Source organism: Pseudomonas sp. LBUM1651, from assembly GCF_059716135.1.
The window spans coordinates 1,967,762-1,984,940 of sequence record NZ_CP166805.1 but is presented as its reverse complement, the minus strand read 5'-3'; the positions used below and the strand labels follow the sequence as shown (position 1 = coordinate 1,984,940).

The 17,179-nt window shown below is 61.2% G+C and carries 12 protein-coding genes; 6 read left to right on the top strand and 6 right to left on the bottom strand.

Features of this window, described 5'->3' with window-relative positions:
- The first annotated feature begins 51 nt into the window (after nucleotides 1-51).
- Nucleotides 52-1,512 (top strand): D-alanyl-D-alanine carboxypeptidase/D-alanyl-D-alanine endopeptidase, encoded by a 1,461-nt coding sequence (gene dacB, locus ACA066_RS09145; protein ID WP_497698945.1) that lies wholly within the window; start codon nucleotides 52-54, stop codon nucleotides 1,510-1,512.
- A 127-nt stretch (nucleotides 1,513-1,639) separates the two neighbouring features.
- Here the strand turns inward: dacB and ACA066_RS09140 are convergent, their stop codons facing one another.
- Together ACA066_RS09140 and rlmKL are read right to left on the bottom strand one after the other, a co-directional pair.
- Complete coding sequence (locus tag ACA066_RS09140; protein WP_497698944.1) at nucleotides 1,640-4,030, bottom strand: sensor domain-containing diguanylate cyclase; 2,391 nt, start codon at nucleotides 4,028-4,030, stop codon at nucleotides 1,640-1,642.
- Nucleotides 4,031-4,240: 210 nt separating this feature from the next.
- The gene (rlmKL, locus tag ACA066_RS09135; protein ID WP_497698943.1) at nucleotides 4,241-6,511 is read right to left on the bottom strand and encodes a bifunctional 23S rRNA (guanine(2069)-N(7))-methyltransferase RlmK/23S rRNA (guanine(2445)-N(2))-methyltransferase RlmL; all 2,271 of its coding nucleotides are present in this window, start codon (nucleotides 6,509-6,511) and stop codon (nucleotides 4,241-4,243) included.
- 530 nt (nucleotides 6,512-7,041) lie between these two features.
- Between rlmKL and rmf the strand changes: the two genes are divergently transcribed.
- Entirely contained in the window at nucleotides 7,042-7,257 is a 216-nt protein-coding gene (rmf, locus tag ACA066_RS09130; RefSeq protein ID WP_003223300.1) for a ribosome modulation factor, read from the top strand.
- Nucleotides 7,258-7,469: 212 nt separating this feature from the next.
- Here the strand turns inward: rmf and ACA066_RS09125 are convergent, their stop codons facing one another.
- The 4 genes from ACA066_RS09125 to ACA066_RS09110 all read right to left on the bottom strand — a co-directional run bounded on the left by ACA066_RS09125 (nucleotide 7,470) and on the right by ACA066_RS09110 (nucleotide 11,823).
- Nucleotides 7,470-8,489 (bottom strand): quinone-dependent dihydroorotate dehydrogenase, encoded by a 1,020-nt coding sequence (locus ACA066_RS09125; protein ID WP_497698942.1) that lies wholly within the window; start codon nucleotides 8,487-8,489, stop codon nucleotides 7,470-7,472.
- 457 nt (nucleotides 8,490-8,946) lie between these two features.
- Complete coding sequence (locus ACA066_RS09120; protein ID WP_497698941.1) at nucleotides 8,947-9,438, bottom strand: hypothetical protein; 492 nt, start codon at nucleotides 9,436-9,438, stop codon at nucleotides 8,947-8,949.
- Entirely contained in the window at nucleotides 9,435-11,090 is a 1,656-nt protein-coding gene (gene sctC, locus ACA066_RS09115; protein ID WP_497698940.1) for a type III secretion system outer membrane ring subunit SctC, read from the bottom strand. The genes ACA066_RS09120 and sctC overlap by 4 nt, the downstream gene beginning before the upstream one ends.
- Before the next feature lie 4 nt (nucleotides 11,091-11,094).
- Nucleotides 11,095-11,823, bottom strand: a complete 729-nt coding sequence (locus ACA066_RS09110; RefSeq protein ID WP_497698939.1) for a helix-turn-helix domain-containing protein — start codon at nucleotides 11,821-11,823, stop codon at nucleotides 11,095-11,097.
- Between the two features lie 228 nt (nucleotides 11,824-12,051).
- Here ACA066_RS09110 and ACA066_RS09105 point away from each other — a divergent pair, with 228 nt between their 5' ends.
- The 4 genes from ACA066_RS09105 (at nucleotide 12,052) to ACA066_RS09090 (ending at nucleotide 17,098) form a co-directional block, all read left to right on the top strand.
- Nucleotides 12,052-13,263 (top strand): CmpA/NrtA family ABC transporter substrate-binding protein, encoded by a 1,212-nt coding sequence (locus tag ACA066_RS09105; protein ID WP_497698938.1) that lies wholly within the window; start codon nucleotides 12,052-12,054, stop codon nucleotides 13,261-13,263.
- 15 nt (nucleotides 13,264-13,278) lie between these two features.
- Nucleotides 13,279-13,854 (top strand): ANTAR domain-containing response regulator, encoded by a 576-nt coding sequence (locus ACA066_RS09100; RefSeq protein ID WP_084318725.1) that lies wholly within the window; start codon nucleotides 13,279-13,281, stop codon nucleotides 13,852-13,854.
- Between the two features lie 354 nt (nucleotides 13,855-14,208).
- Nucleotides 14,209-15,420: a nitrate/nitrite transporter gene (locus tag ACA066_RS09095; RefSeq protein ID WP_497698937.1), complete on the top strand. Its 1,212-nt coding sequence runs from the start codon at nucleotides 14,209-14,211 to the stop codon at nucleotides 15,418-15,420.
- Nucleotides 15,421-15,427: 7 nt separating this feature from the next.
- Nucleotides 15,428-17,098 (top strand): bifunctional protein-serine/threonine kinase/phosphatase, encoded by a 1,671-nt coding sequence (locus ACA066_RS09090; RefSeq protein ID WP_497698936.1) that lies wholly within the window; start codon nucleotides 15,428-15,430, stop codon nucleotides 17,096-17,098.
- Nucleotides 17,099-17,179: the final 81 nt, after the last annotated feature.

The following is a 17,179-nucleotide window of genomic DNA, read 5'->3' as shown; positions in this document are numbered from 1 at the left end:
TATCTTCATGCCCTCGTCTTTTTTCCCCTCGGCTGTAGGGTTTTATTTCACATGATCAAATCTTTGCGTCCACTGCTGCTGGCCAGTCTTCTTCTCCCCCTGGCCCTCCCCGTTTCCGCCGCCACCATCAACACCGCGCTGTCGCCCAACGTCGAAAAGGCCCTGAAGGCCAGCAAGTTGCAGGACAACGCCCTGTCATTGGTGATGATCCCGCTCAACGGCCCTGGCACGCCGACCATTTTCAACGCTGACGTCTCGGTCAACCCGGCCTCGACCATGAAACTCGTCACCACGTACGCCGCGCTGGAAATGCTCGGCCCGAACCACCAGTGGAAAACCGAGTTTTACACCGACGGCACGCTCAGCGGCGGCATTCTCAACGGCAACCTCTACCTCAAGGGTGGCGGCGATCCGAAACTGAACATGGAAAAACTCTGGCTGTTGATGCGCGACCTGCGCGCCAACGGCGTGACGCAAGTCACCGGCGACCTGGTGCTGGATCGTGGCTTCTTCGTGCAACCGCAATTGCCCGAGTTCAACGATGACGGCAATGACGAGAACAAACCGTTCCTGGTCAAACCCGACTCGCTGCTGGTCAACCTCAAGGCCTTGCGCTTCGTGGCGCGCAACGACAACGGTCGGGTGCTGATTTCGGTCGAACCGCCGATTTCCAGCATCCGCATCGAAAACCAGGTCAAGGCCGTCAACTCCAAACAATGCACCGGTGGCGTGCGTTACAACCCGGTGACCCAGGCCGATGGCACCGTGAACGTGACCGTCGGCGGTCAGCTGGGCGATGGCTGCAGCTCCCAGACTTACCTGTCGCTGCTCGACCACGCGACCTATACCGCTGGCGCGGTCCGGGCGATCTGGAAAGAACTGGGTGGCAGCATTCAGGGCAAGGACGTTCTGGCACCGACGCCAAAAGATGCCAAGGTGCTGGCTCGCGCCTTCTCCCCGGACCTGGCGGAAATCATCCGTGACATCAATAAATACAGTAACAACACCATGGCTCAGCAGTTGTTCCTGAGCCTGGGCCAGAAATTCCGCACCGACGCCGACAGCGACGACGCCAAAGCGGCCCAGCGCGTGGTGCGTCAGTGGCTGGCGAAAAAAGGCATCACCGCGCCGCACCTGGTGATGGAGAACGGTTCCGGCCTGTCCCGTGCAGAACGTGTCAGTGCGCGTGAAATGGCCGCGATGCTGCAAGCCGCGTGGCACAGCCCGTACGCGGCCGAGTTCATCAGCTCGATGCCGATTGCCGGCACCGACGGCACCATGCGCAAACGCCTGAAGACTACGGCGATGCGCGGTGAAGCCCACGTCAAGACCGGCACCCTGAACACCGTGCGCGCGATCTCCGGCTTCAGCCGTGACGTCAATGGCAATACCTGGGCGGTGGTGGCGATCCTCAACGACAAGGCACCGTTTGGTGCGTCGTCGGTGCTGGATCAGGTGCTGCTCGACTTGTATCGCCAGCCGAAACTGCCTGATACGGCTTCGGTTCTGTAAACACCGCAAATCAAATGTGGGAGCTAGCCTGCTAGCGATAGCGGTGTGTCAGTTGACACATGTATTGACTTACACACCGCTATCGCTAGCAGGCTAGCTCCCACAGGGGGTTGTGTGCAGCCAGCAACTAATTCATCTCGCCCTGAACCCGATCCCGCCCCGCCTGCTTCGCCGCATAAACCCCCGAGTCCGCCCGCAGCAGCAGCGCATCTGCGCCCTCGTCGACGCGCCAACTGGCGATTCCGAAACTCGCAGTAACGATCCCGATATCGTCGATCGGCGAACTGCGCAATCCTTGCCACAACTCCAGCGCCAACCCAAACGCCTGCTCGCCGTCGATATCCGGGCAGAGCACCATGAACTCCTCGCCGCCCAAGCGACAGAACACGTCGGTGCGGCGCAACCGATGGCCGATACGCTCGCACACGGCCTGCAACACCCGATCGCCCACCGCATGACCGTGCTGGTCATTGATGCGTTTGAAGTGGTCGATGTCGAGCATGATCACCGACAACTCGCCGCCACCGCGCTCGACCCGGGCCATTTCGGTGGTCAGGCGCTCCTGAAAGTAGCGGCGGTTGTGGATCCCGGTCAGCGAGTCGGTAATCGACAGCGCCCGCAACTCTTCTTCCACCCGTTTCAAGTCCGAGATGTCCGAGACGTAGCCATGCCAGAGCACGCCGCCACCGGGCAGTTCTTCCGGCGTCGCTTCACCCCGGACCCAGCGCAGACCACGTACCGGCAGCAGCACACGGTATTCCTCGCGCCACGGGCTGAGCGTGTCCGCCGACGCCCGGATGGAGGCGCGAACCCGGGTGGTGTCCTGGGGATGAATCCGGGTGAAAATCGATTCAGCGTTGAGCAGCATCACCTCCGGCTCGAGCTCATAGATTTCGCGGATGCCATCGCTGGCGTAGATCACACTGAAGCGTCCGTCGAACTCCATCTTGAACTGGTAAATCCCGCCGGGCAGATGGGCGCTGAGTTTCTTCAATAACAAGTCCCGTGCGGCAAGCGCCTCGTACACCCGCTTGCGCTCCGTGACGTCGATGCAGATTGCCAGGTGCCCGACCCACAGACCTTGCTCGTCGAGCACCGGAGTCGCCAGCATGTTCACCGTCAAATGGCTGCCGTCGTCGCGAACCAGGGTCCACTCCCGCGCCTCGTGACCGCCCTCTTCACCGCCCTCGACCAACATCGCCTGGCAGGTCGGAATCGGCTTGCCGTAGCGCGCGCTCAACTCCGCCGAGCGCGCCTCCAGTTCCCGGGGCAAATGCAGATTTTCCAGGGTCATGTGCCCCACCACATCAGCGCTGGAATAGCCGAGCATCTGCTCCGCCCCGGCATTGAACGTGCTGATGATGCCGCGCAGGTCGGTGGCGATGATCGCCACCTGAGTCGCGGCATTCAGTACGCCGCGCAACTGACCATGGGTGCCACGCAGTTCCTGCTCACGGGCGCGCAGCTCCTGGGTCCGCTGCTCGACCATTTTCAACGCCCGTTGACGCTGACTGACCAGCACATACAGCAGCGCGCTAAGCATCAGACTGAGCAAGCCTCCCAGCACCACCACGCTGGTGACCGAAGAATGGTTGGCCTGCAGGAAGGCTTCGCTGGGCTGGATATCGACTTGATAGTTGTGATCGGCAAGCCGCAGCAGCCGGGTCGCGGCCAACTCACTGGCGGCGGGCCCGTTGGGGGATTCATAGAGCACTTCGTGCTGATCGTCAGTGGACAAGTCGAGGATGCGCACCGACAGATAATCGCGGCTCGCCTCCGGCAACCCGTCGGCCAGCAACTGACGCATGCTGATCACCGCCATCACGTAACCGTAGGGTTTGGTTTCCGGACTGTTGCGGGACAGGACCGGCGCAACCAACAGCACGCCCCGGGCATAGGCCGGGTCGATGCTGACCAGGTGCATCGGTTGCGACACCGCCATCCTGGCGTTCTGGTCGGCCCGTTCGAGGGTAGAACGGCGCAGGGGTTGCGCCAGCAAGTCATAACCCAGCGGCGCACCGAGTCGGCTTTGCGTCTGGCTATACAACACCACCACGTACTCATCCCGTTCGGCCGCCAGTTGCAGCTGGCCGTCGGCATTGAGCTCACGAATGCTGAAATCGGATAAACCTTCCTCACGTACCTGGAGCTCAAATTCAGCGCGCTCGGCACCGCTGACCCGCCGGGCAAACGAGTACGCCTGGGTTCGGTGCAGCAGAGGTTGGGTGTAACCGTTGAATTCCTCGCGGTTGACCGTATCGGAATTGGTAAAGAACCTGCGCAGGCCGTCGAGGCGCTGCTCCTGATCTTCTAAACGCTCTTCGATACGGCTGTAACGCTCACTGGCCATCAGCTGGAAACGTTGCCGCAATTGTTGGTGAAACAGGTTCAGGGTCGACCAGGCCAACAGCCCCGTGAGAACTCCGCCGACGATCAATACCAGCAGCGCGACCAGCCAGGCCGAAACATCTTCACTGATAAAACCCAGGATCTTGGGGCGCACGGCGTGCAACGACATAGAAGCAACTCAAAACGCCAGGTGCCGGAAAAGCCCATTGGCCATACGTTGAGTTATAGCTATTAGCCATCAATTTGACCAGCACTGAAATGCCCCCTGTAGGAGCGAGCCTGCTCGCGAAAAACGTCTGGACAACGCATTCATTCAGAAAGCACGCGTCATCATTAACGACCATCGCGAGCAAGCTCGCTCCTACAGGAGATCCAACCGTCAACGCGCCGTGATTTTCCAGGCCCGATGGATCTTGGCGTTGCGGGCAAAATCCGGATCAATGGTCTGAGCCGTGATCTCCTCGACCGCGTAACGCTCGGTGAGATTTTCCTCAAGGGCGAACTTGCGGAAGTTGTTGGAGAAGTACAACACGCCCCCCGGCGCCAGTCGTGCCATAGCCAGGTCAATCAATTGCACCTGGTCACGCTGCACGTCGAAGATCCCTTCCATGCGCTTGGAGTTGGAGAACGTTGGCGGGTCGATGAAGATCAGGTCGTACTCGTCACGGCAGGCGTCGAGCCAGGCCATCACGTCGCCCTGCTCCAGACGGTTCTTGTCGGAGAAGCCGTTCAGCGACAGGTTGCGACGCGCCCAGTCGAGGTAGGTTTTCGACAGATCGACGCTGGTGGTGCTGCGCGCGCCACCCTTGGCCGCATGGACGCTGGCGGTCGCGGTGTAGCAATACAGGTTGAGGAAGCGCTTGCCGGCTGCCTCTTTCTGAATGCGCATACGCATTGGCCGGTGGTCGAGGAACAGCCCGGTGTCGAGGTAGTCGGTGAGGTTCACCAGCAGCTTCACGCCGCCTTCGTTGACCTCGACGAACTTGCCCTGCGCGGCCTGACGTTCGTACTGCTTGGTGCCACTCTGACGCTCGCGACGCTTGACCACTACGCGGCTCTTGTCGATGTTCAACGCCTGCGGAATCGCTGCCAGGGCGTCGAACATGCGGGCCGAGGCTTTTTCCGGGTCGATGGATTTCGGCGCGGCATACTCCTGGACGTGGACCCAATCCTGATACAGATCGATGGCCATCGAGTATTCCGGCATGTCGGCATCGTAGACGCGGTAGCAGTCGATGCCTTCACGCTTGACCCACTTGCCCAGCGCCTTGAGATTCTTTTGCAGGCGATTGGCGAACATCTGCCCGCCTTCGCTCAAGCGCGGCTGCTCGATCACCACCGGTGCCGGTTTGATCGGGTTACCGTTCTTGTTGTACTTCTCATACTTGCCAGGTGCTACGTCGTTGTCGGCGACTTCGACTTCAGCTTGTTCGCGCTCGACCTGACGCTGTTCCGGGGTGCGACGTTCGCCGGTGACGAACTGGTCCGGGGTGACCTTGATCAACAACAGCTTGCACGGCAACGCGCCGTTCCAGAACGAATACTGTTTGTGGCTGCGGATGCCCATGCGCTTGCCGAGATCCGGGGCGCCGGTGAACACCGCCGCTTCCCAGTTCAGGCAGGCCTGACGCAGGCGTTCGCCAAGGTTCTGGTAGAGGTAGAGCAAGCTCGCCTCGTCGCCCAGACGCTCGCCGTACGGCGGGTTGCAGATCACCAGGCCTTTCTGGTTCTGGTCCGGACGTGGTTCGAATGTGCCGACTTCGCCCTGGTAGATCTTGATCCACTCGCTCAGGCCGGCACGTTCGACGTTGTTGCGGCCCGGCTGAATCAGGCGTGGATCGGCTTCGTAACCACGAATCCACAGCGGTGGCTTGGCCAGGCCGGCCGCAGCGCGCTCGGTGGCTTCTTCGTGCAGCTTTTTCCACAGCGCCGGTACGTGACCGAGCCAGGCGGTGAAACCCCACTGCTCACGACGCAGGTTCGGCGCCATGTCGGCGGCGATCATCGCCGCTTCGACGAGGAACGTACCGACACCGCACATCGGGTCAGCCAGTGCGCCGCCGTCGGCCGCAATGCGTGGCCAGCCGGAACGGATCAGAATCGCGGCCGCGAGGTTTTCCTTCAGCGGCGCCGCGCCCTGCTGCAAGCGATAGCCGCGCTGGTGCAGGCTGTGGCCGGAGAGGTCGAGGGAGAGGATGGCTTCGCCACGGTCCAGACGCAGGTGAATACGCAGGTCCGGGTTGAGTTTGTCGATGGACGGACGGTCGCCCTGCGGGGTGCGCAGTTTGTCGACGATGGCGTCTTTGACTTTCAAGGCGCCGAAGTGGGTGTTGTCGATGCCCGAGCCGTGACCACTGAACTCGACGGCCAGGGTGCCGTCGTTGAGCATGTGGTCTTGCCACTCGATATCGAGCACGCCGTGGTAGAGGTCTTCGGCGTCCTTCATCGGGAAACGCTTGAGCACCAGCAGCACCCGGTTCGCCAGACGCGACCACAGGCACAGGCGATAAGCGGTTTCCATGGTTGCCATGCCGCGCACGGCAGAAGTGTGCTCACGCGCTTCTTCAAGGCCAAGCCCGACGGCTTCCTCGATCAGCAGGCCTTCAAGGCCTTTCGGGCAAGTGAGGAAGAGTTCGAAACGATCGGACATGGTAATTCCAGAGCCTTTGGCTAAGTGGACCGGCAACGCATTGCCGGCCCGGTTTTCAATCAGGCGCTTTTCTAAAAGAGCGCCCGCGTGGCACGAAGGTGTGCCGTCCCACCCGTGCTGCTCAGGTTAGAAGAGCTTAGATGCACGGGCAGATAAAAAAGTTGAAGCAACAAATGTCATAAGTTGACCCTTCGTCGAAAAATGCCTCGATGCAACACGAGCCATTCTCACAAAAGGATTAACCCCATCATTCTGCGGGGGGCCGATCATACAGGGCTTTGGCCAATAAATACGGGTCAAACATCGTGTTACTTATGGCCATAGCATCTTTATGGTTACGTCCTTATGACAAAACGATCATTCCCTCGATGTGACGCATTGGTTAGAACTCAATACAGGTTGGCGCCACAACGGACGTCAACACCCTGGCTCGCCACGCCGGCAGCGAGCCCCCCAACGGCAGACATTTCTGCCAGACCTCGATTGAGGTCAACGCGATAAATACAGTCAACAAGTGAGGGCAACACCCTATGAGAAGACTTAAGCGTGATCCGTTGGAAAGAGCATTTTTGCGCGGATATCAATATGGCGTTGGTGGCAAATCCCGTGAGCTTTGCCCATTTACTCTACCGTCGGTACGCCAAGCCTGGATTAACGGCTGGCGAGAAGGACGCGGCGACAACTGGGACGGTATGACCGGCACTGCGGGAATCCACAGACTCAACGAACTTCACGCCGTCGGCTAACACAGGGCACACACTCCGACACGACAACCTGATTACGTAACGACTTACCACGCACGCCCCATCCGGGCGGCGGGCTCCGGCCCAGGGGCTCCTTCGAGGAGCCCTTTTTTATGCCTGCTCTCTGGCTAAACACAATCCCTTGTAGGAGCACGGCTTGCCGGCGATGACCATTTCAAGGACGCCATCGCCGGCAAGCCGTGCTCCTACAGGGTTCAGCGCAAGGCGGCGATAGCGTCTACGGATTCACGAATCAACGCCGGGCCTTTGTAGATGAAGCCGGAATAGATCTGCACCAGGCTCGCACCCGCAGCGATTTTTTCGGCGGCGTGCCGGCCTTCGGTGATGCCGCCTACGGCGATGATCGGCAAGCGACCGGCCAACTCCGAGGCCAGCACTTTCACGGTGTGCGTGCTCTTGTCGCGAACCGGTGCGCCGGACAAACCGCCCGCCTCGTCACCGTGCTCCATGCCTTCGACCCCCACGCGGCTCAGGGTGGTGTTGGTGGCGATCACCGCGTCCATCCCGGTTTCGATCAGGGCTTGCGCGACTTGAGCGGTTTCTTCGTCGGTCATGTCCGGTGCGATCTTGATTGCCAGCGGTACGTGCTTGCCGTGGCGCAAAGCCAGCTCTGCGCGACGGGTCGCCAGATCGGCCAGCAACTGCTTGAGCGAATCACCGAATTGCAGGCTGCGCAGGCCCGGCGTGTTCGGCGAGCTGACGTTGACCGTCACGTAGCTGGCGTGGGCATAGACCTTGTCCAGGCAGATCAGGTAATCGTCGACCGCACGCTCGACCGGCGTATCGAAGTTCTTGCCGATGTTGATGCCCAGCACGCCCTTGTATTTGGCCGCTGCGACGCGGGCCAGCAGGTGATCGACACCGAGGTTGTTGAAGCCCATGCGGTTGATGATCGCCTCGGCTTCCGGCAGGCGGAAAATACGTGGTTTCGGATTGCCCGGCTGCGGACGCGGGGTAATGGTGCCGATTTCGACAAAACCGAAACCCAGTTGCGCAAAACCATCAATGGCCGCGCCGTTCTTGTCTAGGCCCGCCGCCAGACCTACCGGGTTCGGGAAGTCCAGCCCCATGACCGTCACCGGCATCTTCGCCGGAGCCTTGCACAGCAAGCCGTTGAGGCCCAAACGCCCGCCCGCGCCGATCAGGTCCAGGGACAGATCGTGGGAGGTTTCCGGGGAAAGTTTGAACAACAGCTGACGGGCCAGGGTGTACATGGGCGGGTTTGACTCTGGGCAATGAAAAGTGGCGGCGATTATAGCCGGGTGGAGGGTCAGCGGCGAGAACCAAGGGATTCATTCCCCCGGTCGGTGATGCCTGTTGGAGCGTTTTTTGATAGTTGCAGCCACACGGCGGATGAATGATCGATTCGACTGCACTACCGCAGGGCCTCATGGAAGAAAATAAATGACGGTTTCCTTTTTACAACCAACGCCCCCCCAGCTTCATGGAAACGCCACCAGTTCCGCCCCTCCAGCCCGACAAGATCACACAATTGTGGAAATGGGAGGTACTGAGGCAATCGCCGAGGCATTGAGCAATAGCACTACCGCTCAACACGCCAATGAACTGCGTCCAGATACCTAATAACCGTGAGTGAGGGTGTAGTTCAGGAACTCGACCATGTGATGATTGAGATGCCCAGCGATGAACACTCAAGGAACCTTTGTCAGGTTATTCAGTACGTTCTTCCGGGTGATTTCGAGGCCGCGTCAGCCGCTGCAACGCCTGGGTCTCTGGCAGCACGACTTGTCCAGGCGTGCATGGCAACGAAGTCACCCGCAAGCGCAGTGGAAGCAATGATACAACGCACCCACACGATCGTTGACCTATGCGTTGAATTCCTGACCAAGCTGGCACGCAACGAATTCGAAGGCGGCTGAGAATCTGCCGCACCTTGGGCACGGTGTCGTCGTCCAGGACCCTTTCGAAGTTGTCGGTCAGGGTGTCGGACTTCAGTTCGAAATGCCGTCGGCCACGAAACTGCGCCAATGCCGCCGACATTTCATCGCTGATCTGCACGAAACGCTGCATGACGGCTGCCGTGCCGCTGTCGTCGAGATCAGTGTCCGCCGTCGCCTGTGGCTGCGGATGCTCCGCGGCCTTCTCGGCATTCAGCCGCGCCTGGGCCGCGCGCCCTCCGCTGGAAATCGCCGGCAAGATCATTTTACTGCCGCCCGAAAATAGGAACGGCGCAAACGTTCGTGCTGTTCCGGAGTCAGCAACTGCGGAGCCGGTTCAACGGCGTTCGGCTCCAGCGTGTCGCGAATTTCCTTGGGTTGAATCAGGAACACCCGCACGGTGTTGGCCGAGCGGTTCTGCCGATAACTGAACAGCCGACCGATCCACGGAATCGACCCCAGCACCGGAATCCGGCCGATCTGTTCGCTGTGGTCATCGCGGGTGAAACCGCCCACCAACAGGCTCTTGCCCGGCGGCACCCGCGCCACCGTACTGATCCGGGTGCGGCCAACCGTCGGCAGAGCGCTCGGTCGTTCGCCCTGGCCAGGGTTTTCGATTTCGTTGCCATCTTCGATATTGAGCGACATTTCAATCTCGTCCGCCTGGGCGAAACGCGGCAATACGCTCACCAGCGTGCCGTAGGTCACGTGCTGCAAATCAACACTGCGCTCGCCCACCAGCGGCGCATAAAACGTTCGGTTATTGTCGAAAATCGCCGGCACATTTTCCTGGGTCAGGATCACCGGTCGCGACACCACATTCGCCCGGCTCGTACGCTCCAGCGCCATGACCTGGGTGACGAACGACGCACCATCGAGCGTGGTCGCCGAGCCGGCGTTGAGCGACGCGCTGAATTTTCCGCCCGAATTCACCACGCCTTGCCAATTGACGCCCAACTGATTGAGTTCATCCTTGTGCAGATCAATGATCCACAACGACAGCTCCACGTGGCGTTTGGGCGTGTCCAGTGCGCTGACCAGGTTCTCGATAAAACGCACCTGCTCCGGCAACCCCTTGACCAGCAGGCTGTTGGTGTCGGGATAGGCCACGACCCGAATGTTGCCGGCGGCCGTGTCGCGCGCAAGAATTCGCGGCGCGGACGGGTCCTGATCCGAAGGCGCGGTCGCCAGGCCTTCCAGTGGAAACGCCGGCATCAAGCCCGGCGGTCGCTGTGCCGGGACTTGCGCCACCGCGGGCTCGACGCCGTTGCGCTCGCCGCGCAGCAGGGCATCAATCACTGTGGCCAGCCCGGGAATCGTCACCTTGTCATCACGCAACTCGTATTTGCGGTCGCTCACAAAGGTGTTTCGCACCTGGATAACGCCGATCTGCTGCTTGCCCAGCAACAGTTCCGAGCGCTGGTTATCCATCAGCCCGGCCGCTTGCGTGACCAGATCGACATACATCGGCGGGCCGGACACATGGAACGTACGCAGACCATCGTGGCGCAACGGATAACGCCGATCGTGCAACCCGGAGCGTTCCAGGAACGCCTGAAGCTTCGCCACGGTCAGGGTCTGCAGCGACACCATCGAGCTTTTGAGTTCCGGGGCGTCATACAGATAAATCGCCTGACCATCGCTGTACCAGATCAGGCCCATTTGCGCGCTGACTCGCTCAAAGGTGCGTTGCGGCGCGAGCAGATCGAACGTACCGGAAATCCGCTTGGCCGCAGCGGCCTTGCTGACGATGACCGGCTTGCCCAGTGGTCCGGACAATTCGCTGAAAAACGTGCGAGCGCTTTGTTCGCGGGCCTCGAAATTATAGGTAGCGGCCTGTGCGGCAAAAGGTGCGAGCAGCATCACCATGGTCAGGCAGACGGGCAAAAGGGATATGGAGATCGATCGGCGGTTCATCGGTTCACTTGCCTGGAAGGTAGGTAATGTCGGCGAGGCTGCTGGGGGTGAAACCCACCAGCTCGCGGATTTCCTTGGAGAAATGCGAGGAAGAGGCAAAACCGAATTCCAGCGCGACATCCGTCAGCGAGCAGTCCCTCAGACTCATGTTCAACAGCGCCTGGGCCGTGCGCCAGCCGCGTAACGCAGGCTTGGCTGCACTGCCCAGCGCCTGTCGGCACAATCGACGAAAGTGCGACACGGAAACGCCATAGCGTTGCGCCAGGTCGCTCAGTTTTTCACTGCGGGTGCCCTGCTCCAGCAGGAATCGCACAAGCCCGTAGCTCTCGGTATGACGCAGCACGCCGGCGAAGGTCTGAAAAGCTGAACCGCCGCCCATGGCCTGCTCGATGTACCAGCGTTCCAGTGCGCCCTCCGACCGAACGGTCTCGTACGTCACCGGCAACATCGCCCACGGGGCATGGCCTGGTCGCTGGCCAGTCAACGCATCACTCAAGTCGATAAAGACCTGCAATTTCACCAGCAGGGTTTCGGACAGCGGCAGCACTTGCACACAGCCGCCGCTCATTTGCAGCGCCTCGCTGACCGCGATCAGCCCTTCCCAACCGCCGGGCAACCGGTGGCGCTGCGTCGAACCCAGAAGGTCGGTCGATTCGCTGACACGCAGGTGCAACACGCGCTCGCCGGAACGAGCATCCGGGAATGTGGTGGCACGAAGTGATTCGGTTTGCACGCCAACCTCCTTTGCAGCCTGACGATGAAGGGTCGGCAGGATGAAAGACCGGGCGCGGGAAGTCCTGATGGAAAACTGATGAAACCCGGGCTGGCATATGCCTTGCACCCATTGAGGTATCAGCACTCATGCCAACGGCGGGATGAGTGCCAGGACAATGGCGTCGTCACCCGGCCTTGCTCATGCGAGGACCCGGGACGACGCTTTTTTTTGCAAGGTGAAGACGCGATGAACGAACCATCAGCCGGCCCGTTGGCCTGGGTCAACGGCAGCGATGCCCCGGAAAAGACCGACATCAACCTCGGCTTCATGGCCCTGAGCGACTGCGCTTCGGTGGTAGTCGCTGCCACCCAGGGTTTTGCCCAGCCTTACGGGCTGACCTTGAACCTCAAGCGCCAGTCCTCCTGGGCCAACCTGCGGGACAAACTGGTCAGCGGCGAACTCGACGCGGCCCACAGCCTTTACGGTCTGATTTACGCCGTGCACCTGGGCATCGGCGGCGTCGCGCCCACCGACATGGCGGTGCTCATGGGCCTGAACCAGAACGGTCAGAGCATCAATCTTTCCCATGGCTTGCAGGCGCTGGGCGTGACCGGTCCTGAAGCACTGGACCGCCACGTGCACCAAACTCGCCCAAAACTCACCTTTGCCCAGACATTTCCGACCGGCACCCACGCCATGTGGCTGTATTACTGGCTGGCGAGCCAGGGGATTCATCCGTTGCACGACGTCGACAGCGTGGTGGTACCGCCACCGCAAATGATCGCGCACCTGCAAGCGGGCCGTATTGACGGGTTCTGCGTCGGTGAGCCCTGGTCCGCCAGCGCCGTGAAACAGAATCTCGGCTTCACGATGGCGACGACCCAGACCATCTGGCCCGACCATCCGGAAAAAGTCCTCGGTTGCACCCGCGCGTTCGTCGAGCAATACCCCCACACCGCCCGGGCGCTGGTGATGGCGATCCTGGAAGCCAGCCGCTTCATCGAACAAAGCGCCGAGAATCGCCGCAGTACCGCGCAGTTGCTGAGCGCCCCGGAGTACCTCGATGCACCGCTCGATTGCATCGAACCGCGCCTGCTAGGCGATTACGCCGACGGTCTCGGCAATCGCTGGCAAGACCCGCACGCACTGCGCTTCCATGGCGGTGGCGAGGTCAACCTGCCTTACCTGTCCGATGGCATGTGGTTCATGACCCAGTTCCGCCGCTGGGGCTTGTTGCGCGACGACCCGGACTACCTCGCGGTGGCCCGCCAGGTCCAGCAACTAGACTTGTATCGAGAGGCCGCGACAGCCGTCGGTGTTGCCTCGTCGGGCCAGGAAATGCGCAGCAGCCAGTTGATCGACGGCAAAATCTGGGACGGCTCCGACCCGGCCGGTTATGCCCGCAGTTTCAAGCTGCACGCCTTGAGCGACAGCTCGCCCCTTCTCGCGAGCCGCTGACAGGAGACTGCGAACATGTTGCGTATCCTGTTGATCAACGACACCGCGAAGAAAGTCGGCCGGCTGAAAGCGGCCCTGACCGAAGCCGGATTCGAGGTAATCGACGAATCCGGCCTGACCATCGACCTGCCCGCGCGCGTCGAAACGGTGCGTCCGGACGTCATCCTGATCGATACCGAGTCACCGAGCCGTGATGTGATGGAGCAAGTGGTGCTGGTGTCCCGCGACCAGCCGCGGCCGATCGTGATGTTTACCGACGAACATGACCCCGATGTGATGCGCCAGGCCATCAAGTCCGGGGTCAGCGCCTACATCGTCGAAGGCATTCACGCACAACGCTTGCAGCCGATTCTTGACGTGGCCATGGCACGCTTCGAAAGCGACCAGGCCCTGCGCGCCCAACTGCACGCCCGCGACCTGCAACTGGCCGAGCGCAAGCGCATCGAGCTGGCCAAGGGGTTGCTGATGAAGATGAAAGACTGCAACGAGGAAGAGGCCTACACCCTCATGCGCCGCCAGGCCATGAGCCGACAGCAGAAGCTGATTCAGGTGGCGGAGCAGATTATTGCCATGAGTGAACTGCTCGGCTGAAGCCCTGTGGCGCCTGAAGGGACGCCATCGCGGGCAAGCCTTGCTCCTACGGTTTTGTGTCGTTCGCATGATCTGAACTCACCCAAAACCTGTAGGAGCAAAGCTTGCTCGCGATCGCAGCGACTCGGTCTCAGCCTGTTGGCACAGATCTCGCTAAGTAATCCACACAGGTAACCAACGGCGGTTGCCCCACCTACGACAAAGACGTCGCTCACCTCATTTGCCCAAGGCGAATCCGGTGGCGGCGTTTTTTTGTTTTGGCCCCACAGCCCGGGGCCGGTGGTGCGGCCGTTGCGGCGCCCCACCTGCAAGCTCATGACTCCTTCTCGAGACGACTCACAGCTGAGGTGCGTAATGAATTCAAGCTTCTGGAAATCCGGCCATACCCCGACACTGTTCGCGGCCTTTCTCTATTTCGACCTGAGCTTCATGGTCTGGTACCTGCTCGGCCCGATGGCGGTGCAAATTGCCGCCGACCTGCACCTGACCACCCAACAACGCGGGATGATGGTCGCCACGCCGATTCTGGCCGGCGCCGTATTGCGCTTCATCATGGGCATGCTGGCGGATCGCCTGTCGCCGAAAACCGCCGGGCTGATCGGCCAGGTGATCGTCATCTGCGCCCTGTTCGGTGCCTGGAAACTCGGTATCCACAGCTACGAGCAGGCGCTGCTGCTGGGCCTGTTCCTCGGCATGGCCGGCGCGTCCTTCGCCGTGGCGCTACCGCTGGCGTCGCAGTGGTATCCGCCGCAGCATCAAGGCAAGGCCATGGGCATCGCCGGTGCCGGTAACTCGGGCACTGTGCTCGCTGCGCTGATCGCCCCGGTGCTGGCCGCGGCGTTTGGCTGGAGCAACGTGTTCGGCTTCGCCCTGATTCCGCTGATCCTGACCATCATTGTCTTCGCCTGGCTGGCCAAAAATGCCCCTGAGCGGCCGAAAGCCAAGTCGATGTCCGACTACTTCAAGGCCCTGGGCGACCGCGACAGCTGGTGGTTCATGTTTTTCTACAGCGTGACCTTCGGCGGTTTCATCGGCCTGGCCAGCGCCCTGCCCGGCTACTTCAACGACCAATATGGCCTGAGCCCGGTCACCGCCGGTTACTACACCGCAGCCTGCGTGTTCGGCGGCAGTTTGATGCGTCCTTTGGGCGGTGCATTGGCCGACCGATTTGGCGGGATTCGCACCTTGCTGGCGATGTACACGGTGGCGGCGATCTGCATCGCGGCGGTGGGTTTCAACTTGCCGAGTTCCTACGCGGCACTGGCACTTTTCGTGTGCACCATGCTCGGTCTGGGTGCGGGTAACGGCGCTGTTTTCCAATTGGTCCCGCAACGTTTTCGTCGTGAAATCGGCGTGATGACCGGTTTGATCGGCATGGCCGGTGGCATCGGTGGTTTCGCCCTCGCGGCGGGCATGGGTGCGATCAAGCAAAGCACCGGCAGCTATCAACTGGCCTTGTGGCTGTTCGCCAGCCTTGGCGTCCTCGCCTGGTTCGGTCTGCACGGCGTGAAACGTCGCTGGAGAACCACCTGGGGCTCGGCAGCCGTCACCGCCGCACGGGTGTGAGGGCTGAATGAGCCTGCAACTGAGTTTCGCCGAAGCCAGCGCCACGGGTCCGCGCGAGGAGAATCAGGACGCCTTGCGCCTGGTCACTCCCGCGCCGGCGCTGGCGGCGAGCAAGGGTTACCTGTTCGCCATTGCCGATGGCGTCAGCCAGTGCGCCGATGGCGGGCTCGCCGCCCGTTCGACCTTGCAGGCGCTGGCCCTGGACTATTACGCCACCCCGGAAACCTGGGGCGTCGCCCAGGCACTGGATCGTTTGCTGCTGGCACAGAATCGCTGGTTGCAGGCCAATGGCGGTGGGCAACCGCTACTCACGACTGTCAGTGCCTTGGTCATGCGCGGCAGGCGATTTACCCTGGCGCATGTCGGTGACTGCAGGGTTTATCGCTGGCACGCCGATCAATTGCAACGGATCAGCGAAGACCACGTCTGGGACCAGCCGGGCATGCAGCATGTGCTCAAACGGGCGCTGGGCCTCGATCAGCATCTGGTGCTGGATTTTCTCGATGGCGAGTTGCGCCTCGATGAGAGTTTCGTGCTGCTCAGCGATGGCATCTGGGCCGTGCTGGGTGACACCGCCATTGCGGCGATCCTGCGCGATCAACCGGACCTGCGCAGCGCGGCACAAACCCTGGTGAGTGCGGCGCATCTGGCGGGCAGCCAGGACAATGCCAGCGCGTTATTGGTGAGGGTCGACGCCCTCGGTGAAACGAACATCGGCGACGCGCTGATCCATCTGCGGCAATGGCCACTGCCGCCGGCGCTGAAACCGGGGCAGAACTTTGAGGGCTGGCAGGTCGAAGGGATACTCGGCCAGAGTCAGCAATCGCTGCTTTATCGGGTGCGCGACGCTCAGCAACAACCCTGGTTGCTGAAAACCTTGCCCGGTGCACTGCGCGACGATCACCTGGCCGGCCAGGCGTTACTGTCGGAAGAATGGTTTCTCAAACGTGTGGCCGGTCGGCATTTTCCTGAAGTCCATGCCGCCCATCAGCGTCAGCATTTGTACTACGTGATGCGTGAATATTCCGGTTCTACCCTGGCGCAACTGAGTGCGCGAAACGCAATGCTACCGATGGCTCAATGGCAGGATCTGGCGGAACGCTTGCTGCGGGCGGTCGGCATGCTGCATCGACGGCAGATTCTCCATCGCGATATCAAACCGGAAAACCTGCTGCTGGGGGACGACGGCGAGCTGCGCCTGCTGGACTTCGGCCTCGCCTACTGCCCCGGTCTGTCTGAAGATCAGGCCTCGGCCCTGTCCGGGACGCCCAGCTATATCGCGCCGGAAGCCTTTCGCGGCGACCCGCCGTCGGCGCAACAGGATTTGTATGCGGTCGGCGTGACCTTGTATTTCCTGCTCACCGGGCATTATCCCTACGGCGAGATCGAAGCGTTCCAGCGGCCGCGGTTTGGTGCACCGGTCAGTGCCAGTCGCTGCCGGCCCGACCTGCCCGAATGGATCGCGCAAAGCCTGGAGCGCGCGGTGGCGGCGAATCCGGATGAGCGATATGAGACGGCGGAAGAATGGTTGCTGGTGCTGGAACAGGGCGAGCGGCGCAGTTTGAGTGTGCGGCCAAGGCCCTTGCTGGAGCGCGAGCCGGTGAAGGTCTGGCGGACGTTGGCGCTGGGGTCTTTGCTGGTGAATCTGGTGCTGTTGGTTTTGGTATTTCATGGCTGAACCGAGTCGCGTCTTTCGCGAGCAAGCTCAGCTCCTACAGGTCGATCAACCCGCAACCTGTAGGAGCCGAGCTTGCTCGCG

What these genes read in the sequence shown, in the direction of transcription:
- dacB (WP_497698945.1), top strand. Translation starts at nt 52, where the DNA reads ATGATCAAATCTTTGCGTCCACTGCTGCTGGCCAGTCTTCTTCTCCCC.
- ACA066_RS09140 (WP_497698944.1), bottom strand. Translation starts at nt 4,030, where the DNA reads ATGTCGTTGCACGCCGTGCGCCCCAAGATCCTGGGTTTTATCAGTGAA.
- rlmKL (WP_497698943.1), bottom strand. Translation starts at nt 6,511, where the DNA reads ATGTCCGATCGTTTCGAACTCTTCCTCACTTGCCCGAAAGGCCTTGAA.
- rmf (WP_003223300.1), top strand. Translation starts at nt 7,042, where the DNA reads ATGAGAAGACTTAAGCGTGATCCGTTGGAAAGAGCATTTTTGCGCGGA.
- ACA066_RS09125 (WP_497698942.1), bottom strand. Translation starts at nt 8,489, where the DNA reads ATGTACACCCTGGCCCGTCAGCTGTTGTTCAAACTTTCCCCGGAAACC.
- ACA066_RS09120 (WP_497698941.1), bottom strand. Translation starts at nt 9,438, where the DNA reads ATGATCTTGCCGGCGATTTCCAGCGGAGGGCGCGCGGCCCAGGCGCGG.
- sctC (WP_497698940.1), bottom strand. Translation starts at nt 11,090, where the DNA reads ATGAACCGCCGATCGATCTCCATATCCCTTTTGCCCGTCTGCCTGACC.
- ACA066_RS09105 (WP_497698938.1), top strand. Translation starts at nt 12,052, where the DNA reads ATGAACGAACCATCAGCCGGCCCGTTGGCCTGGGTCAACGGCAGCGAT.
- ACA066_RS09100 (WP_084318725.1), top strand. Translation starts at nt 13,279, where the DNA reads ATGTTGCGTATCCTGTTGATCAACGACACCGCGAAGAAAGTCGGCCGG.
- ACA066_RS09095 (WP_497698937.1), top strand. Translation starts at nt 14,209, where the DNA reads ATGAATTCAAGCTTCTGGAAATCCGGCCATACCCCGACACTGTTCGCG.
- ACA066_RS09090 (WP_497698936.1), top strand. Translation starts at nt 15,428, where the DNA reads ATGAGCCTGCAACTGAGTTTCGCCGAAGCCAGCGCCACGGGTCCGCGC.